Here is a 24,087-nt window from a genome sequence, read left to right on the forward strand (position 1 = left end):
CGATCAGATTTTCCTTCACGGATGCAGCAATTTTCGCGCGCGTTTATCCACCAGATGCTGAACTACCAACCGCCCCATCAGCACCAGCAAGGTCAGGCTGATCAACAACACCGAAATCGCCGCCACACTCGGATCAACGTTATCGCGCAACCCGCTCCAGATCCGCTTGGGCAGGGTGTCGACGTTGACGCTGGTGATGAACAGCGTCACCGCCACTTCTTCCCACGACAGGGCGAAACCCAGCAGGGCGGTGGAGGCCAGGCCCAGCTTGAGGTTCGGCAGGATCACCATGAAGGTGGTCTGCATCAGGCTGGCGCCGAGGTTGCGCGAGGCCAGTTCGATGCGTCGGTCGATCTGGCTAAGGGCAACCAGCATGGTCACCACGCCGTACGGCACCACCATGATCACATGGGCGATCACCACCCCGGTCAGGGTGTCGTAGCCCATGCCCGGCGCAAAACGACCGAGCTTGGTTTCCATGAAGTACAGCACCAGCGCGGAAATCACCGGCGGGATCGCCATCGGCAACAGCACCAGGCCGATCAGCGCCGTGGCCCATTTTGAGCGCATGTACCAGATGCCCAGGCTGAAGCTGGCGGCCAGTACGGTCGCAATAATGCTCGTGGCGAAGGCGATGGTCAGGCTTTGGCTGATGGCATGGAACCAGTCCGGGTTGCTCACCAGCGCTTCATAGTGACGCAGCGACCAGTTGCCCTGCGGCATCGACAGGAAGCGCTTGCTGGTGAACGACACCGGGATGACCGTCAGCAGCGGGAACAGCATGAAGGCCATGGCGACCACGGCCAGCAGGCGGGTACTCAGGCTTGTACGATGGGTATTCATAGTGATCTCAGCCTACCAGTCGGTTCACGCGGGTCATTTTCAACAGCACCCAGATCAATGCACTGACCAGGGCCAGCAGCACCACGCTCAGCGCCGCCCCCAGGCCCCAGTTGCTGGTCTGGAACATCTGCAGGAACACGTACTCGGCGATCATCACCGTTTGCCCGCCACCCAACAGCACCGGCGTGATGAAGAAGCCCAGGCAGAACACGAAGACCATGATGAACGCGCCCAGGATGCCCGGCAGGGTCTGCGGCAGCAGCACTTGCCAGAAGGTGCGCAAGGCACCGGCACCCAGGCCGCGGGAGGCCATGAGTACGCGCTGATCGAGTTGGCGCATGGTCGACAGCAGCGGGAACACGGCGTACGGGATCATCACGTGGAGCATGCCGATGACCACGCCGATTTCATTGCGGCTCAGTTGCAGCGGTTGATCGATCAGGCCCATGCCCAACAGGCTGTCGTTGAGCACGCCATTGCTGCGCAGGGCGATCAGCCAGCCGAAGGCGCGCACCAGCACGGAAATCCAGAACGGGATGAAGATGCAGATCTCCACCACCCGCTGCCAGAACGGCGGGCTGAACACCCAGCAGTACGCCAGCAGGTAACCGATCATCAAGGCCAGGCCACTGACCGTCAGGCACAGGCGCAAGGTGCGCCAGAGCATCTCGTGGATCGCCGGGTCCGTGGCGATGCGCTGGTACTGCTCGATGCCCGGAGTGGGCAGCGAGAAGCTCCAGCCGACCACGCCGAGGAACGGCAACACGTAGAAGACCAGCAACAGCACCGGCAGTGGAAACAGCAGCAGGCCGCGCTCCAGGCCCGGCGAGCTGAAGCGCGGCTTGGGGGCGGTGAGGGTTGAAACCAGGGTCGTCGTCATGGTCGATGGCTCACTTGGACAACCGCGTCAGGTACTCTTCCAAGGCTTTGGAATAGTTGTCGGCGTACCACTGGGCGTTGAGGGCGATCTGTTTTTTCAGGTTGGCTTCGGAGCTGCAGTTGGCTTCCAGCTGCTCGGGCGACATCAGTTTTTCGGTGGCGCTGTTCGACGGACCGTTGCCCAGGGCTTCGAACAATTTGAGCTGGCCTTCAGGCTGCAAGGCTTGCTGGATGAACTGCATGGTCGGTTGCGTGCCGCCCGGGTTGCCGTTGAGCACCGCCCAGCTGCTGGAGTTGATGAAGCCGTTGTCGAAGCTCCAGCGCACGCGGTTGTCGGTGTCTTCGCTGAGCAGCTTGGCGCGGGTGTGCCAGATCGCCCCCACCGACACTTCGCCGTCGACCATCAACTGCTGGCTCTCGGCACCCGAGCTCCAGAACGACAGCACGTGAGGCTTGATTTCGTCGATCTTCTTCATCGCCCGTGGCACGTCCAGCGGGTAGAGCTGGTCAGGCGCAACGCCGTCGGCGAGCAGGGCCGCTTCGAGCATCCCGTTCATCCATTTGTACAAGGTGCGCTTGCCGGGGAATTTCTTCACGTCCCAGAAATCGGCCCAGGTCTTCGGCCCGTTATCACCGAATTTTTCGCTGTCCCAGGCCATCACGTAGCTGAACTGATAGCTGGCGATGCCGAAGTCGGAACTGAGCGCCGGGGCCACCTGATCGCGCTTGATGGTGTTGTAGTCCAGCGGTTGCAGGATCTTTTCACGGCCCAGCACGATGGCGCTGTAGCTCTCGACGTCGACCACGTCCCAGCTCGGTTGGCCGCTGGCCAGTTGCGAGCGGATCGCGCCCTCGGTCGGGCCGGCACCGTCGATGCGCACCTGGATTCCGGTGTTCTTGGTGAAGGTGTCGGTCCACGCCGAACGGAACGCGTTCAGGGCATCACCACCCCAGTTGACCACCACCAGCGGCTTGTCCGCCGACCAGCTGATGCCACTGCGCAGCGCCAAAGGCACGGCCGCCAGCAGGCCCATGGCCTGGATGAAGGTGCGACGATTGATCTGACCGCCACGGGCCTTTTCGATAAGCACTTCGATGCAGTCTTGTTGGTGATCCTGGCGCATGGGCAAGTCCTCAGTCGGCGGATGCCTGCGTGGGCAGCGGCCTTTTTGTTGTCATTGGAAGAGAGCTTTGTGACGCAATTTCTTGGGGAATCAGGCCTGGAGCAAGAAGCTTTGCTGCACCGGCCAGCTCAGCCACACCGGCGCGCCGCTGGGCATCAAGGCGCCCGGGTGATTGCCCGGTACGGACAGGTTGATCGGCAAGGTGTCGCCGCCGACCTTCAGCGCCAGGTGGGTGCTGGAGCCTTGGTAGACCTTGTCGGTGAGTTGCGCGGGCATCACGTTGTAGCCATCCCGGGTCGGGCAATCGCTGTGCAGCTCCATGTGCTCGGGGCGCACGGCCAGGACGATCGGGGCATTGCCCAATGCGTTCGGTGCGACGGCGTGCAACACGCTGGTGCCACAACGGCCGCTGGCGGTCTGGCCGTTGCGGGTCAGGTTGGCCAGCGGGAACAGGTTCATCTTGCCCAGGAACTCGGCGACGAAACGGCTCTCGGGGCGGTTGTAGATGTTTTCCGGGGTGTCGACCTGCGTCAGCTTGCCGTGGTTGAAAATCGCGATGCGCGAAGACAGCGCCAGGGCTTCGTTCTGGTCATGGGTGACGAAGACGAAACTGGTGCCGACCTGACGGTGGATGCGCTGCAATTCGGTTTGCAGCTGTTCGCGCAGGTTCTTGTCCAGGGCTGACAGCGGTTCGTCGAGCAGCAGCAGTTCCGGTTCGAACACCAGCGCCCGGGCAATCGCCACGCGCTGCTGCTGGCCGCCGGACATTTCCGCCGGCTTCTTGTGCATGTGCGCGCCGAGGCCGACCACTTCCAGGATGTGCTTGACCCGGCGGTTGCGTTCTTCGGCCGCGACTTTGCGGATGCGCAGCGGGTAGGCGACGTTGTCGGCCACGCTCATGTGCGGGAACAGCGCATAACCCTGGAACACCATGCCGAAGTTCCGCTTCTCGGCGGGGCGCCGGATGATGTCGACGCCTTGCTCCATCAGCTTGCCCGAGGTCGGGCTGAGGAAACCGGCCAGGATCATCAGCAAGGTGGTCTTGCCCGAGCCGGAGGGGCCCAGCAGGGTCAGGAATTCGCCTTGGTGAACATCCAGGTCGACGTTATCCAGCGCCGCGAAACGGCCGTAATACTGGCTGATACCTTGAGCGCTGAGCTGAATCGCTGAACGGCTGGACACAATGAGGTTCCTCTTTTTATTGCCCATATGACGTACGAGGACGGATGCAAATCCGAAATGGGCTTTGGGCGTTATTATTGTTAAAAATATCGCTACATCAATGGAATTATTTTGCCCGTATTGGTTAGTTTTATTGAACAAATATTCGGCTTGTCTGGGCTCTGCCTTGTAGGAGCTGGCTTGCCAGCGAAGGGGGTGTGTCAGGCAACATTTGTGTCGGCTGTTCTTCCGTCTTCGCTGGCAAGCCAGCTCCTACAGGGGGGGGTTAGAGGGAGTCCTGCCAGGTCTGGTGGGATGACTGCAGCTGCGTCTTGACCCAGTTGCTGAAGGCCTGGACCACCGCGCGCTCGGCCTTTTGCGGATCGGCGGCGAGGTAATAGCCACGGTGCAGGTCAATGGTGATGTCGAAGGGGCGTACCAGCAGGCCCTTGGACAAGGCGTCGCCGCTGATCAGGTTGTCGCCGATCGCGATGCCCTGGCCGGCAATGCAGGCCGATTGCGCGCAGTGCGCATCGGAGAACAGGATGCCGCTCACCGCATTGACCCCCGAAGCCCCGGCGGCGGTCAGCCAGACGCGCCAGTCCGAGTAATCGGTCATGTGCAGCAGCGGGAAGTTGCTCAGTTCATGGGGGCTTTTCAGGCCGCTCAGGGCGTTGATCAGGCGCGGGCTGCACACCGGGAAGAAACGCAACGCGACGATCTCTTCGACCACCATCTCCGGCCAGTCGCCAATCCCGTAGGCGATGAACAGGTCGGCGCCGGGGTTGTTGGTGTCGTCCGGTGTGCGCGGGGAGATCAGCTGCAATTGCACCTGCGGATACTGGCGCAGGAACGCGCCGATGTGGTGGCACAGCCAATAGGTGGCGAACCCCGGCGCGCAACTGACGCACAGCCGACCGGAGATCTCCTGGTCGTCGACCAACTGCCCGGCATCGAGCAGGTTCAACAGGATCCCGTGCACCTCCCGGGCATAACGTTCGCCCTGGTAAGTCAGGCCGATGCCGCGGCCAATGCGCTCGGTGAGGGGGAAGCCGACACACTCCTCAAGCTTGCTGATCTGGTGGCTGATGGCGCTGCGGGTCAGGTTCAGTTCACGGGCCGCGACCGACACGCTGCCGGTGCGGGCGACTGCGTCCAGCGCGCGAAGGGCGGTCATCGAAGGAAATCGCATGGATCAATCCCGTTGTGGTGGTGAGTGGTACATATGGTGATGGAAATTGAACAGTCAGGCCAAAAAAAATCGATTGTTGTATCGGTTGATTCAACAATACTAGCGCCAATTGTCCTTGGGCCGGTATGGCCCATCATCAAAGAGGTGCTGCATGACCCGTTGTGCCCAGGCGCTCGTTCAGTTGCTGGAAGGCTATGGCGTTGACACCGTCTTCGGCATTCCCGGTGTGCACACCGTCGAGCTGTATCGCGGCTTGCACGGCAGCCGCCTGAAACACATCAGCCCGCGCCACGAGCAGGGCGCCGGGTTCATGGCCGACGGTTATGCCCGCGCCAGCGGCAAGCCGGGGGTGTGTTTCATCATCACCGGCCCCGGCATGACCAACATCATCACCGCCATGGGCCAGGCGTATGCGGACTCGGTGCCGATGCTGGTGATCTCCACCTGCAACCGTCGCGAGCATTTGCGCCTGGGCCACGGTCACCTGCATGAACTGCCGGACCAGCGCGCGCTGGTCGCCGGGGTCTGCGCCTTCAGCCATACACTGCAGCACCCGTCGCAGTTGCCTGAAGTGCTGGCGCGGGCCTTTGCCTTGTTCGGCTGCACCCGGCCGAGACCTGTGCACATCGAGATTCCGTTGGACGTGCTGGAAATGCCTGCCGATGGCCTGGACTTGCGCCCGCGGGCATTGCCGGCAGCACCGGCTCCGGCCGCAGCGGCCATCGCCAGCGCCGTCGAATTGATCCAGGCGGCGAAGCGTCCATTGATCCTCGCCGGGGGCGGCGCGCGCCGGGCTACCGAGGCCCTGACAGCGCTCGCCGAACGCCTGCAGGCACCCGTGGCATTGACCACCAACGCCCGTGGCTTGCTGGCCCCCGAGCATCCGTTGTTGCTCGACGGCGTGCAGTCCTCGGCCCACGGCCGCGAGCTGTTCGCCGAGGCCGACGTGGTGCTGGCGGTCGGCACTGAGCTGGGGGAAACCGACTACGACTTTTTCGGCCTTGGCCCCTTGCAGTTCAAGGCGCCGCTGATTCGCCTGGACATCGATCCGCTGCAGATACTCGGGGTACAAGCGGCAGCGGTCGGCTTGTTGGGTGACGCCGAACAAGGCTTGCTCGGGTTACTGGCGCAACTGCCGCAACGCCAGGCCGATGACGCCTGGGCGGCTGCGCGGGTGAGTCGGGTCAACGCCGTCGAACAGGCGGGCTGGACGGCGAAACAGAGCCGCATGCAAGCGCTGCTCGATACGCTGCGCGATCACTTGCCAGAACCGCTGATCGTCGGCGATTCGACCCAGCCGGTGTACCAGGGCGCCCTGGGCTACCGGGCACCAACACCCAACAGCTGGTTCAACGCCGGCAGCGGCTACGGCACCCTCGGCTACGGCTTGCCCGCCGCCATCGGCGCCAAGCTCGCGCAACCCTTGCGCCCGGTGGTGGCGTTGGTGGGCGACGGTGGCTTGCAGTTCTCCAGTGCCGAACTGATCGCCGCCAGGGAAGCCGGCGTCGGCGTGATCCTGCTGCTGTGGAACAACGGCAGCTACGCCGAAATCCGCGACTACATGAACGCCAAGGCGGTGCCGCTGCTCGGGGTGGACATCCTCACGCCGGACTTCGCCGCCCTGGCCCGAAGCTGCCACGTGCCGCATCACCGGGCGAGCGATCTGCAAGGCCTGCGCGAGCTACTGGGGCAACTCGGCAATTGCCATGAGCCGGTGATGATCGAGGTCGACGCCGCAACGTTTCTAGCTGACTAAAACAACAACAATTTTTTTGGTCCCCGGCACGCACTATGCACGGCGGACCTTTCAATCTCCCTGAACTCAAAGGTGGCTTACATGGCTGAGTCCGATAACTTTTCCTCTACCCATTCCGTGCAGGGGACCTACGCCGACCTGATCCTGGCCAACGGGCGTATCTACACCCAGGATCCGGCCAACCCGTGGGCCGAGGCCGTGGCCATCCGCGACGGCAAGTTGATCGGTGTTGCCAGCCTCGGCCAGATCGAGATGTTCAAGGGCCCGAACACCCGTGTGCATGACCTGCAAGGCGCGTTCTGCATGCCTGGCCTGCACGACATGCACACTCACCCCGACCTGGCGCTGGCGCCACGCTACAGCGACGACCTGGATGTCGGCATCGAAGACCCGACCCCCGAGCAACTGCGCGAAAGCATCCTGGCCTATGCCGACAGTCATCCGGGCGATGGCTGGATCTACGGTCAATACTGGGTGCGCTACACCTTCCGCGAAGCCGGCCTGACCCCGGGTCGTGCCTGGCTCGACAGCGTCATGCCCGACCGTCCCGTGGCGCTGCTCGACCGCATGTGGGGCACCATGATGGTCAACTCCAAGGCCCTGGAACTGGCCGGCATCGATGGCAACACCTCGGACCCGCGCAACGGCTATTTCGAGCGCGACGAACTGACCGGCGAACCCACCGGCCTGATGATCGACGGCGCCTACGCGATGATCCACGCCGCCATGCCGCCGACCCCGGTCAGCGTGCTGCGCCGCGCCTATCGCGATGGCGTGCACTTCCAGAGTTCGCGCGGGGTCACGGCGAGCAAATACGTGCACGTCTGCGAACAGCGCTTGCAAGCGCTGAAGGAGCTCGACGACAGCGGTGAACTGACCGTGCGCATCGAAGCGGCGATCAGTTGGCAGGACGACATCTTCCCGGTGCGTCGTCGCTGGGAACTGCTGGCGGGCGAGCGTCACTACTATCGCAGTGCACGCCTGAGCGCCAACGCGGTGAAGTTTCACTTCGACGGCACCGTGGAGCCGAAGTCTTCGTACCTGCTGACCCCATGGCCAGAGGAAAAGAGCTGGCGCGGCAAGCTCAACCTGACCCCGGAGCACATCACCGACATGGTGGTGGACATGGACCGCAAGGGCATCCGCGTCATCGCCCATTGCACCGGCGACGGCGCGTCCGACGTGTTCCTCGATGCCGTGGCCGAGGCGCGTCGGCGCAACGGTTTCAGCGGAGTGCGCCACCAGTGCGCCCACAGCACCTTGCTGCACCCGGGCAACCTGCCGCGCTTCAAGGAACTCAATGTCATCGCCGAATTTTCCCCGGCGGCCTGGTACCCGACACCGTTCGCCAGCGGTGCGCGTTCCGGTTACGGCCAGGAACGGCTCAAGCGCATCTACGACTTCAAGGGCGTGCTCGCCGCCGGTGGCACCGCCGTGATGGGCACCGACTGGCCGGTGGCGTCCATCGACCCGTGGCTGGCGCTGGAAACCATGATCACCCGGCAGAACCCGTGGAACGACGACCCAGCCTGCTTCGGCGACCCGATCAGCCTCGAACAGGCGCTGACCGTGATCACCAGCAACGGCGCCGTGGCCATGGGCCTGGAGCACAGCACCGGCAGCCTGCAAGTGGGCAAGGCGGCGGACCTGATCGTGATCGACCGTGACTTGTTCGCTGCACCGGCGCGCAACTACATCCACAAGACCCAGGTGTTGCTGACCTTTGTCGAAGGGCAACTGGTCTACGATCGTCATTCGACCCTGGAGGCCGTCGGCCTCAAGGCAGTTTGGCAGGGCGAACCACCGGTGCTGGAGGGCAAGGCAGAATGACTTCCCCACGCATCGCAGTGACCGTCGTCTCGGGCTTTCTCGGCGCCGGCAAAACCACTTTGCTCAACCGCATGGTGCGCCGTGCCGAAGGCAGCCGCCTGGCGGTGATCGTCAACGATTTCGGCGAGCTGAACATCGACGCCGCCATCGTTTCTGAAGTGACGGATGCCGTGTACAGCCTGCAAAACGGCTGCATCTGCTGCACCGTGCAGGAAGACCTGCTGGCCCAGCTCGGCAGCCTGGCGCAATTGCAGCCGCGGCTGGAACGCATCGTCATCGAGTGCAGCGGCGTGTCCGATCCGCAGCGCATCGTACAGACCCTGGCTTATCCACAGCTGCGCAGCCAGATGCAACTGGACATGGTGATCACCGTGGTCGACGCCACCCGTCATCTCCAACTCGACGGCGAGTACGCGCGACTGGCGCGGGCACAGGTGGCCGCTGCTGACTTGCTGCTGTTGAACAAGACCGATCTGGTCGACGAGGAACAGTTGCGGGCATTGCGCGAGGCGTTGGGGCTCAGGACCCGCGTGCATGAAAGCGTGCAGGCGCAGTTGCCGGATGCGCTGTGGCTCGATACCGAACTGGAGCTTGAACCGCGCAAAGTGAAACCACTGACACGGGTGTCCGATGGCGACCACGGCGAGATGTTCAGCAGTTGGTTGTGGCAGGGCAACGCGGCCCTGGATGCCGACGGATTGCGCGGCTGGTTGCAGGCGCTGCCCAGCGATGTGTTCCGGGTCAAGGGGCTGGTGAAACTGGCGCAGGGCAACAAGGCGCACTGGCTGCAACACGTCGGTACCCGCAGTCAGTTTCTGCCGGCGACCGATGAAGCCGACACCGATAGCACGCGGCTGGTGTTCATCGCCCGGCGTGGCTTCGACGGTTGGGAGGCCTTGGGCCAGGGGCTTGAGGCCTGCACCGTGAAGGTGAGTGCATGAACCAGACCGAACGACGTTTGCGCGAAGAACTCGCCGCCTGTTATCGACTGGTGGCGCATTTTCGCATGACCGATTTGATCTTCACCCACATCTCGGTGCGCATTCCGGGGCCGGAGCATCATTTCCTGATCAACCCCTACGGGCTGATGTTCGATGAGATCACGGCGTCGAACCTGGTGAAAATCGACCTCGATGGCAACGCCGTGGAACCGTCGCCATACCCGGTGAACCCGGCCGGTTTCGTGATTCACAGCGCGATCCATGCCGCCCGCGAAGACGCGCAATGCGTGCTGCACACCCACACCAAATCCGGTTGCGCGGTGGCGGCGTTGAAGTGCGGGTTGTTGCCGGTGAACCAGATCTCCATGGAGTTCTATGGCCGCGTGGCTTACCACGACTATGAAGGCGTGGCGCTGGACATGAGCGAGCAGCAACGGCTGGTGGCGGACATGGGCGACAAGCCGGTGATGCTGCTGCGCAATCATGGTTTGCTGACGGTGGGCGAGACGGTAGGGCAGGCGTTCATGCGCATGTATTACCTGGAGAAGGCCTGCGACATTCAGTTGGCGGCCATGGCCGCCGGTGAAGTGGTGTTGCCGCCGGCCGAGGTTTGCGCGCATACCGAGCGGCAGTTCAATGAGCCGGGGCGGGCGCTGGAGGAGGGTGAGTTGAATGATCCGGATGCGATGCAGCTGGCCTGGGCGGCGTTGTTGCGGTTGCTGGAGCGGGTGGCGCCGGATTATCGAGACTGAATGGACTGCCGAAATCTCTTGTAGGAGCCAGGCTTGCCGGCGAACCAGCCAACGCGGTTTCCCTGCCACACCGCGTCATCGTTCTTCGCGGGCAAGCCTCGCTCCTACAAAGCAGTGCGCATCGCGGTCTGTCAGGCCTGCCGCGGTGTGTTGAGGTTCATCGACCGCACCGCCAATCCCGACGCCGTCTGTTCATCGATCGGCAACGAAAACCGAAACGTCGCCCCGCGCCCCGGCACGTCGATCAACTGAATTTCAAGCCCATGCAATTGCAGGATGCGGTGCACGATCCGTAACCCCAACCCGCCATCACGCCGGGCGCCGCCGATATTGAACGGCCGCAAAAACAGACCTTCGCGCAGTTCAGGCGCGATACCGGGGCCAGTGTCGCTGACCGTCACCTCAATGAACGACCCTTGCGGACGCAAACCCAATTCGATCTCGCCGCCTGGCGGCGTATGGCGCAACGCGTTGTCGAACAGGTTGGTCAGCACCCGCTCGATCAATCCCAGGTCCGCGCAGGCTGCAGAGACGTTGGGGGCGAAGGTGGCCTTCAATTCAACCTGGCGCGCCTCGGCCGTGAGTTCGAATTTCTGGAAAATATCCTGGGCCAGGTCGGTCAGGGAGAATCGCTCCAGCACCGGTTGCACAAAACCATGTTCCAGCCGCACCAGTTCCAGCAGCGACTGCGCCAGACCACCGACCTTGCGGCTCTGGTCCAGGGCGATGCCGAGATAGCGGCGGCGGTCGGCGGGGGACAGCGTGGCGTCCTTGAGCGACAGGGTTTCCAGATAGCCGTGCAAGGAGGCCAGCGGCGTGCGCAGGTCATGGGAGATGTTCGCCACCAGTTCGCGGCGTTCCTGGTCCTGGCGGGTCAAGGAGCGCCATTGTTCGCCCAGGCGCGCCTGCATCTGCCGGAACGCGGCGTCGAGGACGGCGATTTCATCGTGGCTGGCGGCTTTTTCCAGGAGGACGGGCAGGGCCGGCGTCACCGGGACGCCGTCGATGTCGAACTGGCTGACGGTTTCGGTGAGGCGGCGCAATGGCCGGGTGATCAACGCAAACGCGGTGAGGCCGGCAATCAGGCACAGCAGCGCGACCAGCCCGATGGACAGCAGGGCGGTATTGAGCGCAGCGCTGGTGGCGCCGCGCTCGGCCAGGCGGTCATGGTCTTCACCGAGCAGTACCACGTAGAGATAACCCACGGCCTTGCCATCGACCTTCAACGGCGCGGCGCTGAACACCTTGCGAGCATCGACACTGCGCGGATCGTCACCGGCAATCGGCAAGGCATCGCCCCTGAGCAGGCGCTGGATCGGCGCCAGGTCGACGCGCTCGCGCCGGATCCGGCCTTCGGGTGCGGCACTGCCGACAATTTTGCCCTCGGTGTCCAGCAGGTACACCTCGACACTGGGGTTGACCTGCATCAGCTTGCTGAACAGATCACGCACGGCATTGGGCATCAGGCCCTGGGTGTCCATCAGCACCGTGTCACGGGCGATGTGTTGCGCCAGGTCCCGGGACAAGCCCTGCACCACTTCCTGTTCATGCATCTGGTTGGAGCGCACCTGCAGCCATGCCGAAGTGCCGCAGCACACCAGCAGCAGCACGGCGAACACCAGGGACAGGCGCTGCGTCAGGGTCAGCCTCATGGCGGCGATTCCTCCCCGGTGGCGAACTTGTAGCCGCGGCCCCAGACGGTGAGGATGCGCACCGGTTGCGCCGGATCGGCCTCGATCTTGGCGCGCAGGCGATTGATGTGGGTGTTGACGGTGTGCTCGTAGCCTTCGTGGCTGTAGCCCCACACGGCATTGAGCAGGTCCATGCGCGAAAACACCTTGCCCGGCTGGCGGGCGAAAAAGTACAGCAAGTCGAACTCCCGGGGCGTCAGGTCCAGGCGCCGGCCCTCGAGGGACACTTCGCGGGTGATCGGGTCGATGGCCAGACCGTCGATGAGCAGGCTGCCGGCATCCATCTTCAGGTTGCGCGCCATGGCATCCACCCGGCGCAGCAATGCCTTGACCCTGGCCACCAGCTCAAGCATGGAAAACGGCTTGGCCAGGTAATCGTCGGCACCGAGCTCCAGGCCGAGAATCCGGTGCACTTCACTGGAGCGCGCACTGGTGATGATGATCGGCGTGTAGCGCGCCATGGCGCGGGCGCGGCGGCAGATTTCCAGGCCATCGACACCGGGCAGCATCAGGTCGAGGATCAACGCATCCCAGTTGCCTTGCTGCAGCAGGCGCATGCCTTCTGTGCCATCGGCGCTGTGCACCACCTCGAACTGCTCGTCACGCAGGTGCAGGCAGATCAGGTCGGCGATATGCAGGTCATCCTCGACCACGAGGACGCGTTTGGTCTGTTCCATCCAGCTCAATCCTTCTGCGCATTGTGCGTGTTGCCACTAACTGTAGGAGCGAGCCTGCTCGCGAAAAACCTGAGGCCGCCGCGGGAGGTCAGGCACCCCGCGTCATCGTTGGCCTCCATCGCGAGCAGGCTCGCTCCTACAGTGGTATTGGCATAGGCATTGTGCGGGTTTTTCACGGCTCGAGTTATCACGAATTGTTTAACTTCCCGTGAGGATTTGGCGATCAAGCCAAGACTAGGCTGTGCTCCATGAAAGACCCCTGGAATTTTTGGAGACGGCCATGTTTTCACCACGCTTTTCACGCCGGCAATTCCTCTTCGCCAGCGGCGGGCTGGGCGTCGCGGCCCTGGCGATCGGCCTGTTGCCGAGATTCTCCACGCGTACTGCGCTGATCAGTGATGCCAGTGCGGCCGAGGCGTTCGAAGTGACCCACAGCGACAGCGAATGGCACGCCATCCTCAGCGACGAACAGTATGAAATCCTCCGCGAAGAAGGCACTGAACGGGCCTACAGCAGCCCGCTGAACAACGAGCACCGCGACGGCACGTTCGCCTGTGCCGGTTGCCAGTTGCCGCTGTTCTCTTCGGCGACCAAGTTCGACAGCCACACCGGCTGGCCGAGTTTCTGGGCGCCGCTGGACAAGGCCGTGGCCACCCGCCAGGACCGTACCTACGGCATGGTGCGCGAAGAGGTGCACTGCCGCCGTTGCGGCGGGCATCTGGGCCATGTCTTCGACGACGGGCCGAAACCGACCGGTTTGCGTTTTTGCATGAACGGTCTGGCGCTCAAGTTCGAGCCCAGGGCCATCTGAATTTCCCAGGAGTCTGTGACATGAAAAATCTTTTCACCTGGCGCCGCACGCTGTTGGGGCTGGCTGCTGCCGGCATCATCGGCCAATGCTCGGCGTTTTCCCTTGGCGGGGCAGAAGAAGCCGTGCTCCTTCCGCCGCCGATCCTCGACGAAACCACCCAGGCCCATAGCGAAACCGCGGTGTTCGCCGGTGGTTGCTTCTGGGGTGTGCAAGGCGTGTTCCAGCATGTCAAAGGCGTGAAAAATGCCGTCTCCGGTTACGCCGGTGGCAAAGCCGATACGGCGCAGTACGAACGCGTCAGCGGTGGCAATACCGGTCATGCGGAATCGGTGGAAGTAACCTTCGACCCGAGCCAGGTCAGCTACGGCACCTTGCTGCAGATCTACTTTTCCGTGGCGCACAACCCGACCGAACTCAACCGCCAGGGGCCGGACACCGGCACCCAATACCGCTCGGCGATCTTTACCAAGAGCGGCGAGCAGCAACGGGTGGCCCAAGCCTACATTGCCCAGCTAAACGCCGCGCATTCGTTCGATAAGCCGATTGTGACCAAGCTGGAAAGCTTCAACGGTTTTTACCCGGCTGAAGAAGAACACCAGGACTTCCTGACCGAGCACCCGACCTATCCCTACATCGTGATCAACGACTTGCCGAAGGTGGCGCAGCTCAAGCAACTGTACCCGGATCGCTACCAGGAAAAACCGGTGCTGGTGAAGGCGGGGATGTAACGGTCGTTATCCGCTGATCACATTCTTGCCGGCGACTTTCGACCGGTACAGGGCCTGATCGGCCCTGGCCATCAGGCCGGTCTGTTGTTCTTCCTCGAAGCGCTGGACCACGCCGAAACTCATGGTCACGCGAAAGTCGCCCACGGACGGCGTCTGCGACAGACCCTGGCGGATGGTTGCGGCCAGGGCCCTGGCCTCGGCCAGCGAGGTATCGGGCAGCACCGCGATGAATTCATCGCCGCCCCAACGAGCCAGCAGGTCACCTTCACGCAGGTAGCGCTGCACACGTTCGACCACCTGTATCAGGGCCTCATCGCCCAAGGCGTGGCCGTAGCGATCGTTGATGCTCTTGAAGTCGTCGATGTCCATGGCGATCAGTGACAGCGGCTGTCGAAAGCGCTGCGCTCGCTCGCATTCCTGGCGCAGGGCCTGATCCAGGCGATAGCGATTGGCGGTCGACGTCAAGGCATCGGTTTGCGCCAGTTTGCGGTTTTCTTCCAGTTGCTGCTGCAGTTGCTGATTGACCCTGGACAACTCACGGGTGCGTTCTTCAACGATGGCTTCAAGGGATTGATTGCGCCGTTCGAGCGCTTCGAGCAGGCGCTTCTTGTCTTCGATGCTGCGGTGGGCGCCGACCATCCGCGCCACCGAACCGTCGGCGTTGCGCGCCAACACGTGGCCGCGGTCTTCGATCCAGATATAACTGCCGTCGTGTGTGCGGCAGCGGTACTCGGCCTGATACACCGGCGTGCGCTGGCTCAGGTAGTCATCGAACAGGGCCATGACCTGGGGGAAATCATCGGGGTGGATGATGTTTTCCCAGGTCAATACGTTGTTGTCCAGGGAGTGCGGCGTGTAGCCGAGCATCTCGTACCAGCGGGCGTTGCGGTAGACGAACCCGGTATTGGCGTTCCAGTCCCAGATACCGTCGCTGACCAGTTCCATGATGGTGTGCAGCATGCCTTCGTTCATGTCCGAGACATTGAACTTCAAGGGTTCGATACTCGAAGTCTCTCCCATTGCCGCTCTCCCTGGCGCTAGCCTGATAGCCAATGACCTGCTCAGTCAGGGAGATTAGTCCAAGGCCCGGCGAGCCTGCTAGTGCTTGCCCCATATCTGCAGGGCGAAGTCGACGAAACGTCGCAATTTCGGCAGCCGGTAGCGGTCCTGGGCATACATCAGGTTCATCGGCCGGCTCGGCGGGGTGAACTCGGGCATCAGGCCCAGCAGTTTGCCGTCCCGGATGTCTTGCTCAACCAGGACATCGGGCATCATCACGATGCCCATGCCAGTTCGCGCCGCCTGATGCAGCCCTGCCGAGCTGTTGATCAGCATCGGTCCGCTGACCGCCACCGTGACTTCGCCTTCGGGGCCGGCCAGGCGCCATTCCTTCTCCACCGAGTGCCAGTCATCGCCGGCGGGATAGGCGAAAGACAGGCAATCGTGGTGACGCAGGTCTTCGGGTGTTTGCGGCGCGCCGCGACGGGCCACATACGCCGGGGAGGCGCACATGGTCAGGGTGTAGTCGAGCAGAGGGCGTGCAATCAGATTGGACTCCTCGAGGGCGCCCAGGCGAAAGGCCACGTCCAGACCGTTTTCCAGCAGGTCCGGGCGCCGGTTGGTGAGCATCACGTCGAGTTTTACCCGGGGGTAGAGCAGGGCGAATTCGCTCAGGGCGGGCGCCAGTTTTTCCGTGCCGAAGGTCAAGGGCGCCGAAATGCGCAGCGTGCCGCTGGGTTCATCCACCGCCTGCTCGGCCAGGCGTTCGGAATCCGCCACCAGCCCCAGCACTTCGAGGCAGCGCTGGTAATACGCAGCGCCGAACTCGGTCAGCCGCTGGCGCCGGGTCGTGCGGTTGAGCAAGCGCACACCCAGGCGCTGCTCAAGGGCCTTGAGGTGGTTGCCGACCATGGTCGTGGACATTTTGCACTGGGATGCGGCGCCGGTCATGCTGCCGGCTTCCACCACTTTGACGTAGACGGTCATTGCCTGGAACAGGTCCATTATCAAGCTCGACTTTAAAATGATTGAAGTATTGCAGTATTTATCCAGCTCAGGTGGCTAACCATACTGCAAAAACACCGACCCTTGATGGAGCCTGATGCCATGACCGCCGCCTGCCTGATGAGCACTTACCAACCCTTGGCCTTGAGTTTCAACAAGGGCCTGGGTACGCGCCTGTGGGACCAGGCCGGTCGTGAATACCTGGACGCGGTGGCCGGGGTGGCGGTGACCAACGTCGGGCACTCGCACCCGAAAATCGTCGCGGCCATCAGCGAACAGGCGGGGCTGCTACTGCACACCTCCAACCTCTACAGCATCGACTGGCAGCAACGCCTGGCCCGCCGGCTGACCGAGCTTGCGGGCATGGACCGGGCGTTCTTCAACAACTCCGGGGCCGAGGCCAATGAAACGGCACTGAAAATCGCCCGGCTGCACGGCTGGCACAAAGGCATCGAGCAACCCCTGGTGGTGGTCATGGAGAACGCCTTCCATGGCCGCACCCTCGGCACCCTGTCCGCCAGCGATGGCCCGGCGGTGCGCCTGGGGTTCAACAAGTTGCCAGGGGATTTCGTCAAAGTCCCCTTCGGCGACCTCAAGGCACTGGACAAGGTGCGCCAGGCTCACGGCTCGCGCATCGTGGCGATCCTGATGGAGCCAATCCAGGGCGAAAGCGGCGTGCAACTGGCGCCACCCGGCTACCTGAAAGCCGTACGCGAACTCTGCAACCAGCGTTCCTGGTTGCTGATGCTCGACGAAATCCAGACCGGCATCGGCCGGACCGGGCAGTGGTTCGCGTTCCAGCACGAAGGCATCGTCCCGGACGTCATGACCCTGGCCAAAGGCCTGGGCAACGGCGTCCCGATCGGCGCCTGCCTGGCCCGTGGCAAAGCCGCCGAACTCTTTACCCCGGGCAGCCACGGCAGCACGTTCGGCGGCAACCCGCTGGCCTGCCGGGTCGGGTGCACGGTGCTGGACATCATCGAGGAACAAGGCCTGCTGGAAAATGCCCGGCTCCAGGGCGAACGCCTGATGAGCAAGCTACGCATGGAATTGGCGGATCACGCGAACGTCCTGGCGATCCGTGGCCAGGGCTTGATGATCGGCATCGAACTCAAGCAACCGATCCGCGACCTGAGCCTGATCGCCGCCCGGGATCATGCTTTGCTGATCAACGTGACGCGGGGGCAAACCATTCGTTTGTTGCCGCCACTGACGATTGATGAGCGGGAGGTGGAGATGATTGTCAGGGGGGTGAGTTCAGTAGTGGTATCTGCACTTACCCGGCACGCAGGTTGCCAATCGATTTGATCAGGCGTTCGGCATTGGCCGGGGAGCGAAGCAGGTAGGCGGTCTCTTCGAGGGCGTTGTATTGCGCCAGCGACATCATCACCACCGGCTCGCCTTTCTGGCGGGTGACCAACAGGGTGATGTGGTCTTCGTTGACTCGATCCATGGTTTCAGCCAAATGCGCGCGTGCGGTGGTGTAATTGATGGTGTACATAGTGAAATCCTCGCTCGATGCGAGCGAGTATCTTCGAAACCTCCTCGAGACGTTTCCGAGAGCGCTGTAGTCCTTATCTGATAAAGGCGAAATCGGTGATTTCAGTCCGGCCCATCAATTGAATTCTGCAACCGGCAAACCCTTCGAACAACTGCCGATGGGCCGTATATCCGCTGGATCCCTCGCGCTGGCGATAGCTCCCCGCCCACTCCAGCAGGGCGATCAGGCGTTCGTCGTCGTTGGCTTCACGCTGGCGGATATTGGCGACGCATTCCTCGTCGGCAACGCACAACCAGATCAGCGCTGTCGTGCGGTGCAGGAGTTCGCTGGCGATCCAGCCATACACGCCTTCGATCACCCAGCGCTCTTGCTCCGCTATGACCCGCGCCATGGCCAAGGCTTCGGCGCGGGGGCGGGCGATGCTGTGTTCGTCGGACAGCCAGTGAATGCGGTCGAGATCGGTCCATGGCACCTGCAATCGCTCGGCCAGGCGTTGCGCCAGCCAGCTCTTGCCGGAGCCGGAGTTACCGATGATCAGGGTTCGGGTGAGGTCCATGAGCGACACCGATCAACTGTAGGAGCGAGCTTGCTCGCGAATGCGGTCTGCCAGTCACCATAGGGGTACCTGTTACACCGCATTCGCGAGCAAGCTCGCTCCTACAGATTTTGTTCCAGCCCTTCAGGCATCATCTTCGGGCGCCACCATTCGCGTCTTCGGCGAGCCATCGGAGTTGTACTGAAAAATATCCCGTGGCTGCCCTTGTTCATTGAAGTACACCTGGCCGATCCCCGCCGAATTCCACAGCCGTTCGCCCGCTTCGGCGTGTTCGGGCACGTGCGGCACGATGCGCATGCGCCGGCGCTTGGTCAGCCAGTTCAGCGGCGAACGCGGTGAATACAGCCAGCGATTGAGGCGGTCGAACCACTCCAGCAGGTTTGGCGGAAACTCGTTCTTGATCCCGCTGCTGGTGATCTGCCAGATGCGCGGGCCGGCCTTGCGGTGGCGGATCAGCACTTCGTAGACGAAGGAATAATGCACATCGCCGGACAGCACCACGTAGTTACCCGGCGTGCGCGAGTGGCGGAAAATGTTCAGGATCACCTGGGCCGCGCCGCGATGGGCCATCCAGTTCTCGGCGTCCACCAGCAGTGGATAACCCAGCCAGCTGAACACCCGTTGCACGGTTTCGATCAGCTTGACGCCGAAAATCGGCGCCGGCGACACGATGATCGCCGAAGGGTGATCCAGCAGCTCCTGCTGCAGTTCGCTGAGGGCTTCCCAGTCCAGCAGGCCCGAGGGTTGCTTGAGGGTCATCTCGCTGCGCCAGCGCCGGGTACGGGTGTCGAGCACCACCATGGCCGGCGTGGTGGGCAGCACGTAATGCCAGTGTTGGAAGCGCAGCAGCTCATTGATCAGGTCGTCCTGGACATCGCTGTCGAGGTAGCAATCATCGCCGGTGGCACTGAGCGAACGGGTTTTTTCCAGCACGGCGCCGAACGCATCCGGATTGTTGCCCCAGCCCTGGCACAGCATGTAGGCAAGCAGCGCATTGCCGATGATGCGCCGGGAAAACGGGTGGCCGTAAGCCGTTTCCTCCCATTGCGCGGAAAGATTCCAGTCGTCGGTAATGTCGTGGTCATCGAAAATCATCAGCGTCGGCACGTGCGCCAGTGCTCGCGCGACCTGGCCCAGGCCGGCCTTGAACGCATCGATGCGCGTCTGTTCCAGGGCATAACGCTCGCGCCGTTCCTTGATCAGTTTCGGCGGTTTTGGCGCGATCAGGGTCCAGGGGGTCGGCGACCAGACCAGCAGGTACATGGCCATCACTTCGGCGAAGGTCACCAGGTGATTGTCGGCACTGCTGCTGGTGAAAATCGGCTTGCGCGCGCCGCCGAAAAAACGCTCGCGCAGGGTTTCGTTGCTTTGCAGCGCCGGCAACAGGTCCGCGCGGTGGTAGTAACAGGCGGCGTGCCCGTAAAGCTCGGCGCTGTCGCTGACCACGGCGCCCTCCAGATGCTCACCGAACAACCCCAGCCGTTCGATCAAGGCATGGATCGCCCGCAGGGTCGGCCCGGCGACATCGTCGGCGTAGACCTGATCGCCGCTCATCATCAGCAGCGCCGGACGGTCCGTGGCCGGGTGGTCTTGCGCCAACAGCTCATCGACGCACAGCAGCCCGTCGGTCGCCGGGTGATGGGGCTTGCGGCACGAGCCGTGCAGCAACTGCTCGATGCGGCTGCGCAGGACAAAGTTCGGCGCAGTTGCATCGCCGTACAACAGATGCGGCGCCCAAGTGGCGATGCCGGTGCCGTCGTCGATCAGCAGGTCGTACTCGATCAACTCATCGCAGGGCAGGGCAGCGTCCAGTGCGACATCGATCAAGTGCACGAACGCGTGGGTACCCACGGCGATCACCGTGCATTTCCCGGCATCGAGGCGAATATCGCCCACGCCCTGCAAGCGCAGCGTCAGCTCCAGCGCCCGCGAACCCACCAGCCACAGCACCAGCCGTGTGGGTTCCAGGCGTCGCAACAGCGGGCCGGCCAGCACAGGGGGCAGGGATTGAGGGTCGTCGGGTAATGGCAGCGCTTGGGACATCCGGGATAAAAACTCATGGAGGCACAGAGGCGGGGGATGATAACGCAGCTGGCGGCGACACAGGCTAAAGTGAATCTGCCATGCAGATCGCTGGCGCCCCGCAGAAGAGAGGACCCATGAACAGAATCATCCTGCCGACACTGGCCATTTTGCTGCTCGCCCAGGCCCCGGCCCATGCCATCAACGACAAATACCGCCAGCAGCTGGAGAAGTCCGGGTGCACCCAGGTCAGCGAGGCGCAGGGCTGCGATATCCACAAGACCAAGGCCGAAAATGCCAAGGCCGGCTTTGCCAATCCCGCAGTACCTGACGCCGGTGAAAAAACCAAAGACCATACGATTGACGGTAAGGAAGCCGCCACCCCGCCGGTCAAAAAATGAACAGCCAGGCTTATCCGCCCCCAGGACACCCATGTCATGAAGCCCGCCCATACCTCGCAGATCCGTCGAGAGTTCTACAAAGCCGTCGGCTACTACCTTCGAATTGTCTGGCCGATCTTTTCCACCATGCTGGTCGTCATCGTCACGTGCGGCCTGATCATCAGCTACCTGGAAGGCTGGGACGCTTTTGACGGCATCTACTTCGGCTTCGTGACCGGGTTGACCATCGGCTATGGCGAACTCGTGCCGAAACTGGCGCTGTCGCGGATACTCGCGATATTGCTGGGGTTCAACGGCGTGCTGCTCACGGCGATCTTTGCGGCGATCAGCGTGCGGGCGATCGAGAGTGCGGTGCGGGCGACCGGTGGAGACAAGTAAGGCAGGCCCAAGGGCGTGAAGTCGTGCTTAGATGCGTGTTTTGACAATCAGGGAGAGGCCAATGATCGACTTCAACAACAAGGGATTCTTCAAGCTCAAGCAAAACGAGGAATACGCCGAACGGGTTGCCGACCTGTTGCTCGACGGGGAAAAGGTCATCGACTCGTACAAATCCATGCGCGACGGCGTGGTGTTCACCAACAAACGCATCATCGCGGTGAACGTACAAGGCATCACCGGCAGCAAGAAAGACTTCACCTCGTTGCCGTATAAAAACATCGTGGCGTATTCGGTGGAGACCTCGGGGACCTTCGATCTGGATTCCGAGCTGGAAATCTACTTTTCATCGTTGGGCAAAGTGAAATTCGAGTTCACCGGCAAGACCTCGATGGTCGAGGTCTCGAAGCTGATCTCTCAGCACCTGCTCTGACACAACACAACCCCCCTGTAGGAGCGAGCTTGCTCGCGATGGTCGTTAACGATAACGCGTGTTTATTGGCTAACAGTCCATCGACAGAGCGCCGTCCGGAGCAAGCTCGCTCCGGACAGTGATGCCGGGACCCAGGGCCAATCGAAATCGAGTAATCAAGAACACCTCGCTAATACATCTTCGGACAGAGGCTACAGCCTTACCGGAAGCGTCTGACTTACACCCGTTGGCATTTCGACTCTTATAAACACGCAATGAAACAGCGTGAATAACAATAAAAAGAGGTCACCCGAAATGAGCGAGCCAACAAGCCCTGTTCGTGTAGCAGTCGTGCAATTCGATCCACAAGTCGGCATTGAAAATTGTGATGCAAATCTGTGTCGCAGCCTGGAATTGGCGCTGGAGGCGGTCACCGGCGGTGCGAACCTCATCGTGCTGCCTGAACTCTCCAGCACCGGTTATTTCTTCAGCAGTCGGCAGGATGCTTTTGACCATGCCCAGCTGGTACCCGGCGGGCCAAGCGCGCAACTCTGGATCGACTTCGCCTCCAGGCACAACGTCTACCTCGTAACCGGCCTGGCCGAACGTGATGGCATGCGGCTCTTCAACACCGCCATACTGGTCGGCCCTGACGGTTTTATCGGCAAGTATCGCAAAGCCCATTTATGGAACCTGGAGAAACTCTGGTTCACGCCGGGCGACCTGGGTTTCCCGGTTTTTGATACGCCCATTGGCCGTATCGGAATGTTGATCTGCTGGGATATATGGTTCCCCGAGGTGCCGCGCATCCTGAGCCAACAAGGCGCCGACATCATTTGCAGCGTCAACAACTGGGTCTGGACACCGCCGCCGCTGTTCGACGATGCCGGCAAGTGCATGGCGTCGTACCTGACAATGACGGCCGCTCACGTAAACAACGTGTTTATCGCCGCTGCCAGCCGGATCGGTGAGGAACGAGGTGCCCGCTATCTCGGATGCTCGCTGATTGCCGGGACCAATGGCTGGCCGATTGGCGCAGTAGCATCGGCAGACCAGCAGGAAATCCTGTTTGCCGATATTGACCTGACCAGCGCCCGCAGCGCCCTTATCTGGAACAACCTGAACGATCTGCATCGTGATCGCCGGGCGGATCTCTACGATCAGATGCTCGGCTACACACAACATCCAAGTCTCCCGCGCTGATAAGGGGGGACCTGACTCATGGAAACCACAACCGATAAAATCCGGTTTGCCCAAAGATCGCCATTCGATGTGGCGGTCATCCTGCTGATGATCGGCGCGACACTGCTGATTATCTGGCTTTCATTCACCAACCGTTCGCTCTGGTCCGCCCATTGGCCAGGTTACAGCGACATGGTGTCGAGCCTTCCGCAGCCAAGTGCCTGGTTGCGCTGGCTGCTTGGAGACATCAGCGAGGTGGCATTCTACAAACACGAGTTCGCCTCGATCGGATTGTTGGCGGGTGCCTATCTCGCCTACTGGGCGAATCGAACGGGAAGAGCCTGGCAAGGCTTCAGCATTTCCTATGGCACCGGGCTCTGGCCGTGGCTGATCACCAGTTCACTGCTCGGCCTGCTGCTGAGTAACGTGCTCTGGGGGTGGACGGTGACCGCCACTAGCTGGCAACCGACATTTGCCGCGTTTGTCTCGCTGCCAGCGGCGATGGTGCTGATGTTCGGCGGTGGCTGGAAGGTCACGATCAACGGCGCAATCATGGGTGCCGTACTCGTCACACCCATGTGCCTGCTGATCGTCAATTACGTGTGCAATCCGTTGGGGTTGCCAGCGGTGATCGGCAATGTTCTGGGCATGGCAGTCGCCAGTGTCGCGGCATTTCTGCTCTGCCGCTACCGGCCGAACCTGATGAAGTCCGGACATACCGGGACACCCCCGTCTTCACCTCCCGTATCCGTCACCAAAACACCCGATTACGGAGTGGTCTGGAGCATACGCCGGGTCCTGGCAGACTTTTCCGAAGCGCCATTCTTCGGCAATGAACTGGCCAGCCTCGGTTTGTTACTGGGGGTATTGCTGGCTTACACCTTGAACCCGATGAGTCCGGCGTATGGTTCGGGCCTGTTGCTGCACATCATCGCGGCACAGGCACTGACCTCCGCCATAGGGGTGCTGATCTGGCGTCGACAATGTATGTCGCACGGCTGGTACCCCACCTACGTGCCACTGGTGTCAGTGGTACCCGCCGCGATTCTGACCCATGGCGGCAGCTGGCTGGTGATCGGTTCGAGTGCATTGCTGGGGGCGTTGATCGCACCACCCCTGGCCCGGGCGATTTCCAGGCGATTACCGGCCGACATGCATGCCTATATCGGCAATGTCCTGTCCATGGCCATCAGCACGTTGCTGATCGTGCCACTGATCGGCGTCCTTATCGCGCAGTAAATGCCACCTG

Annotated in this window: 24 protein-coding genes and 1 pseudogene; 12 read left to right on the forward strand and 13 right to left on the reverse strand. The window is 62.1% G+C overall.

Annotation, left to right across the window (positions count from 1 at the left end):
* Window positions 1-15: 15 nt before the first annotated feature.
* The 5 genes from HFK74_RS25005 to HFK74_RS25025 all read right to left on the reverse strand — a co-directional run bounded on the left by HFK74_RS25005 (window position 16) and on the right by HFK74_RS25025 (window position 5,199).
* A complete protein-coding gene (locus tag HFK74_RS25005) occupies window positions 16-843 on the reverse strand; it encodes an ABC transporter permease (protein WP_180205814.1) in 828 nt (275 codons plus the stop codon).
* A gap of 7 nt (window positions 844-850) precedes the next feature.
* On the reverse strand, window positions 851-1,723 hold the full coding sequence (locus tag HFK74_RS25010) for an ABC transporter permease (RefSeq protein WP_180205815.1): 873 nt from the start codon (window positions 1,721-1,723) through the stop codon (window positions 851-853).
* A gap of 10 nt (window positions 1,724-1,733) precedes the next feature.
* Window positions 1,734-2,846, reverse strand: coding sequence for an ABC transporter substrate-binding protein (locus tag HFK74_RS25015; protein WP_180205816.1), 1,113 nt, complete (start codon window positions 2,844-2,846; stop codon window positions 1,734-1,736).
* Window positions 2,847-2,936: 90 nt separating this feature from the next.
* The gene (locus HFK74_RS25020) at window positions 2,937-4,028 is read right to left on the reverse strand and encodes an ABC transporter ATP-binding protein (protein WP_180205817.1); all 1,092 of its coding nucleotides are present in this window, start codon (window positions 4,026-4,028) and stop codon (window positions 2,937-2,939) included.
* A gap of 265 nt (window positions 4,029-4,293) precedes the next feature.
* Window positions 4,294-5,199: a LysR substrate-binding domain-containing protein gene (locus HFK74_RS25025; RefSeq protein ID WP_180205818.1), complete on the reverse strand. Its 906-nt coding sequence runs from the start codon at window positions 5,197-5,199 to the stop codon at window positions 4,294-4,296.
* A 151-nt stretch (window positions 5,200-5,350) separates the two neighbouring features.
* Between HFK74_RS25025 and HFK74_RS25030 the strand changes: the two genes are divergently transcribed.
* From HFK74_RS25030 to HFK74_RS25045, 4 genes are all read left to right on the forward strand, one after another.
* Window positions 5,351-6,955 carry a 5-guanidino-2-oxopentanoate decarboxylase gene (locus HFK74_RS25030; RefSeq protein WP_180205819.1) on the forward strand — a complete coding sequence of 535 codons (1,605 nt, stop codon included), beginning with the start codon at window positions 5,351-5,353 and terminating at the stop codon, window positions 6,953-6,955.
* Window positions 6,956-7,036: 81 nt separating this feature from the next.
* Entirely contained in the window at window positions 7,037-8,785 is a 1,749-nt protein-coding gene (locus HFK74_RS25035; RefSeq protein ID WP_180205820.1) for an amidohydrolase, read from the forward strand.
* A complete protein-coding gene (locus HFK74_RS25040; protein ID WP_180205821.1) occupies window positions 8,782-9,726 on the forward strand; it encodes a GTP-binding protein in 945 nt (314 codons plus the stop codon). The genes HFK74_RS25035 and HFK74_RS25040 overlap by 4 nt, the downstream gene beginning before the upstream one ends.
* Window positions 9,723-10,478, forward strand: a complete 756-nt coding sequence (locus tag HFK74_RS25045) for a class II aldolase/adducin family protein (RefSeq protein WP_180205822.1) — start codon at window positions 9,723-9,725, stop codon at window positions 10,476-10,478. The genes HFK74_RS25040 and HFK74_RS25045 overlap by 4 nt, the downstream gene beginning before the upstream one ends.
* A gap of 131 nt (window positions 10,479-10,609) precedes the next feature.
* Here the strand turns inward: HFK74_RS25045 and HFK74_RS25050 are convergent, their stop codons facing one another.
* The 3 genes and pseudogenes from HFK74_RS25050 to HFK74_RS33455 all read right to left on the reverse strand — a co-directional run.
* Window positions 10,610-12,130: a HAMP domain-containing sensor histidine kinase gene (locus HFK74_RS25050; RefSeq protein ID WP_180205823.1), complete on the reverse strand. Its 1,521-nt coding sequence runs from the start codon at window positions 12,128-12,130 to the stop codon at window positions 10,610-10,612.
* Window positions 12,127-12,846, reverse strand: a complete 720-nt coding sequence (locus tag HFK74_RS25055) for a response regulator transcription factor (RefSeq protein WP_180205824.1) — start codon at window positions 12,844-12,846, stop codon at window positions 12,127-12,129. Before HFK74_RS25055 ends, HFK74_RS25050 begins: the two co-directional genes overlap by 4 nt.
* A gap of 38 nt (window positions 12,847-12,884) precedes the next feature.
* Window positions 12,885-12,965: pseudogene (locus HFK74_RS33455) on the reverse strand (outer membrane lipoprotein carrier protein LolA); the annotation flags it as partial.
* Between the two features lie 161 nt (window positions 12,966-13,126).
* On the opposite strand from HFK74_RS33455, the gene msrB reads away from it, so the two are divergent.
* A complete protein-coding gene (gene msrB, locus HFK74_RS25060) occupies window positions 13,127-13,657 on the forward strand; it encodes a peptide-methionine (R)-S-oxide reductase MsrB (RefSeq protein WP_180205825.1) in 531 nt (176 codons plus the stop codon).
* Between the two features lie 20 nt (window positions 13,658-13,677).
* Window positions 13,678-14,385: a peptide-methionine (S)-S-oxide reductase MsrA gene (msrA, locus tag HFK74_RS25065; protein WP_180205826.1), complete on the forward strand. Its 708-nt coding sequence runs from the start codon at window positions 13,678-13,680 to the stop codon at window positions 14,383-14,385.
* A gap of 6 nt (window positions 14,386-14,391) precedes the next feature.
* On the opposite strand, the gene HFK74_RS25070 is transcribed toward msrA, so the two are convergent.
* Window positions 14,392-15,405 carry a sensor domain-containing diguanylate cyclase gene (locus HFK74_RS25070; protein WP_180205827.1) on the reverse strand — a complete coding sequence of 338 codons (1,014 nt, stop codon included), beginning with the start codon at window positions 15,403-15,405 and terminating at the stop codon, window positions 14,392-14,394.
* 78 nt (window positions 15,406-15,483) lie between these two features.
* Window positions 15,484-16,389 carry a LysR family transcriptional regulator gene (locus HFK74_RS25075; protein WP_180205828.1) on the reverse strand — a complete coding sequence of 302 codons (906 nt, stop codon included), beginning with the start codon at window positions 16,387-16,389 and terminating at the stop codon, window positions 15,484-15,486.
* 102 nt (window positions 16,390-16,491) lie between these two features.
* Between HFK74_RS25075 and HFK74_RS25080 the strand changes: the two genes are divergently transcribed.
* Window positions 16,492-17,697 (forward strand): aspartate aminotransferase family protein, encoded by a 1,206-nt coding sequence (locus HFK74_RS25080; protein WP_180205829.1) that lies wholly within the window; start codon window positions 16,492-16,494, stop codon window positions 17,695-17,697.
* Here HFK74_RS25080 and HFK74_RS25085 read toward each other — a convergent pair.
* The 3 genes from HFK74_RS25085 to HFK74_RS25095 all read right to left on the reverse strand — a co-directional run bounded on the left by HFK74_RS25085 (window position 17,666) and on the right by HFK74_RS25095 (window position 20,489).
* Window positions 17,666-17,890 carry a type II toxin-antitoxin system Phd/YefM family antitoxin gene (locus tag HFK74_RS25085; RefSeq protein WP_180205830.1) on the reverse strand — a complete coding sequence of 75 codons (225 nt, stop codon included), beginning with the start codon at window positions 17,888-17,890 and terminating at the stop codon, window positions 17,666-17,668. The genes HFK74_RS25080 and HFK74_RS25085 overlap by 32 nt on opposite strands.
* 73 nt (window positions 17,891-17,963) lie before the next feature.
* Window positions 17,964-18,446, reverse strand: coding sequence for an AAA family ATPase (locus HFK74_RS25090; RefSeq protein WP_180205831.1), 483 nt, complete (start codon window positions 18,444-18,446; stop codon window positions 17,964-17,966).
* A gap of 123 nt (window positions 18,447-18,569) precedes the next feature.
* Window positions 18,570-20,489 carry an alkaline phosphatase D family protein gene (locus tag HFK74_RS25095; RefSeq protein WP_180205832.1) on the reverse strand — a complete coding sequence of 640 codons (1,920 nt, stop codon included), beginning with the start codon at window positions 20,487-20,489 and terminating at the stop codon, window positions 18,570-18,572.
* 116 nt (window positions 20,490-20,605) lie between these two features.
* On the opposite strand from HFK74_RS25095, the gene HFK74_RS25100 reads away from it, so the two are divergent.
* The 5 genes from HFK74_RS25100 (at window position 20,606) to HFK74_RS25120 (ending at window position 24,077) form a co-directional block, all read left to right on the forward strand.
* Entirely contained in the window at window positions 20,606-20,869 is a 264-nt protein-coding gene (locus tag HFK74_RS25100; protein ID WP_180205833.1) for a hypothetical protein, read from the forward strand.
* Window positions 20,870-20,905: 36 nt separating this feature from the next.
* Complete coding sequence (locus HFK74_RS25105; protein ID WP_180205834.1) at window positions 20,906-21,247, forward strand: potassium channel family protein; 342 nt, start codon at window positions 20,906-20,908, stop codon at window positions 21,245-21,247.
* A 61-nt stretch (window positions 21,248-21,308) separates the two neighbouring features.
* Complete coding sequence (locus HFK74_RS25110; RefSeq protein ID WP_008057664.1) at window positions 21,309-21,677, forward strand: PH domain-containing protein; 369 nt, start codon at window positions 21,309-21,311, stop codon at window positions 21,675-21,677.
* 294 nt (window positions 21,678-21,971) lie between these two features.
* Window positions 21,972-22,859 carry a nitrilase family protein gene (locus tag HFK74_RS25115; protein ID WP_180205835.1) on the forward strand — a complete coding sequence of 296 codons (888 nt, stop codon included), beginning with the start codon at window positions 21,972-21,974 and terminating at the stop codon, window positions 22,857-22,859.
* A gap of 18 nt (window positions 22,860-22,877) precedes the next feature.
* Window positions 22,878-24,077: a hypothetical protein gene (locus HFK74_RS25120; RefSeq protein WP_180205836.1), complete on the forward strand. Its 1,200-nt coding sequence runs from the start codon at window positions 22,878-22,880 to the stop codon at window positions 24,075-24,077.
* Window positions 24,078-24,087 lie beyond the last annotated feature (10 nt).

The sequence above is a fragment of the Pseudomonas sp. SbOxS1 genome (genome assembly GCF_013416725.1).
Classification (GTDB): Bacteria; Pseudomonadota; Gammaproteobacteria; order Pseudomonadales; family Pseudomonadaceae; genus Aquipseudomonas.

Coding starts and splice junctions, on each gene's coding strand:
- HFK74_RS25005 (WP_180205814.1), bottom strand. CDS start 843: ATGAATACCCATCGTACAAGCCTGAGTACCCGCCTGCTGGCCGTGGTC.
- HFK74_RS25010 (WP_180205815.1), bottom strand. CDS start 1,723: ATGACGACGACCCTGGTTTCAACCCTCACCGCCCCCAAGCCGCGCTTC.
- HFK74_RS25015 (WP_180205816.1), bottom strand. CDS start 2,846: ATGCGCCAGGATCACCAACAAGACTGCATCGAAGTGCTTATCGAAAAG.
- HFK74_RS25025 (WP_180205818.1), bottom strand. CDS start 5,199: ATGCGATTTCCTTCGATGACCGCCCTTCGCGCGCTGGACGCAGTCGCC.
- HFK74_RS25030 (WP_180205819.1), top strand. CDS start 5,351: ATGACCCGTTGTGCCCAGGCGCTCGTTCAGTTGCTGGAAGGCTATGGC.
- HFK74_RS25035 (WP_180205820.1), top strand. CDS start 7,037: ATGGCTGAGTCCGATAACTTTTCCTCTACCCATTCCGTGCAGGGGACC.
- HFK74_RS25040 (WP_180205821.1), top strand. CDS start 8,782: ATGACTTCCCCACGCATCGCAGTGACCGTCGTCTCGGGCTTTCTCGGC.
- HFK74_RS25045 (WP_180205822.1), top strand. CDS start 9,723: ATGAACCAGACCGAACGACGTTTGCGCGAAGAACTCGCCGCCTGTTAT.
- HFK74_RS25050 (WP_180205823.1), bottom strand. CDS start 12,130: ATGAGGCTGACCCTGACGCAGCGCCTGTCCCTGGTGTTCGCCGTGCTG.
- HFK74_RS25055 (WP_180205824.1), bottom strand. CDS start 12,846: ATGGAACAGACCAAACGCGTCCTCGTGGTCGAGGATGACCTGCATATC.
- msrB (WP_180205825.1), top strand. CDS start 13,127: ATGTTTTCACCACGCTTTTCACGCCGGCAATTCCTCTTCGCCAGCGGC.
- msrA (WP_180205826.1), top strand. CDS start 13,678: ATGAAAAATCTTTTCACCTGGCGCCGCACGCTGTTGGGGCTGGCTGCT.
- HFK74_RS25070 (WP_180205827.1), bottom strand. CDS start 15,405: ATGGGAGAGACTTCGAGTATCGAACCCTTGAAGTTCAATGTCTCGGAC.
- HFK74_RS25075 (WP_180205828.1), bottom strand. CDS start 16,389: ATGGACCTGTTCCAGGCAATGACCGTCTACGTCAAAGTGGTGGAAGCC.
- HFK74_RS25080 (WP_180205829.1), top strand. CDS start 16,492: ATGACCGCCGCCTGCCTGATGAGCACTTACCAACCCTTGGCCTTGAGT.
- HFK74_RS25085 (WP_180205830.1), bottom strand. CDS start 17,890: ATGTACACCATCAATTACACCACCGCACGCGCGCATTTGGCTGAAACC.
- HFK74_RS25090 (WP_180205831.1), bottom strand. CDS start 18,446: ATGGACCTCACCCGAACCCTGATCATCGGTAACTCCGGCTCCGGCAAG.
- HFK74_RS25095 (WP_180205832.1), bottom strand. CDS start 20,489: ATGTCCCAAGCGCTGCCATTACCCGACGACCCTCAATCCCTGCCCCCT.
- HFK74_RS25100 (WP_180205833.1), top strand. CDS start 20,606: ATGAACAGAATCATCCTGCCGACACTGGCCATTTTGCTGCTCGCCCAG.
- HFK74_RS25105 (WP_180205834.1), top strand. CDS start 20,906: ATGAAGCCCGCCCATACCTCGCAGATCCGTCGAGAGTTCTACAAAGCC.
- HFK74_RS25110 (WP_008057664.1), top strand. CDS start 21,309: ATGATCGACTTCAACAACAAGGGATTCTTCAAGCTCAAGCAAAACGAG.
- HFK74_RS25115 (WP_180205835.1), top strand. CDS start 21,972: ATGAGCGAGCCAACAAGCCCTGTTCGTGTAGCAGTCGTGCAATTCGAT.
- HFK74_RS25120 (WP_180205836.1), top strand. CDS start 22,878: ATGGAAACCACAACCGATAAAATCCGGTTTGCCCAAAGATCGCCATTC.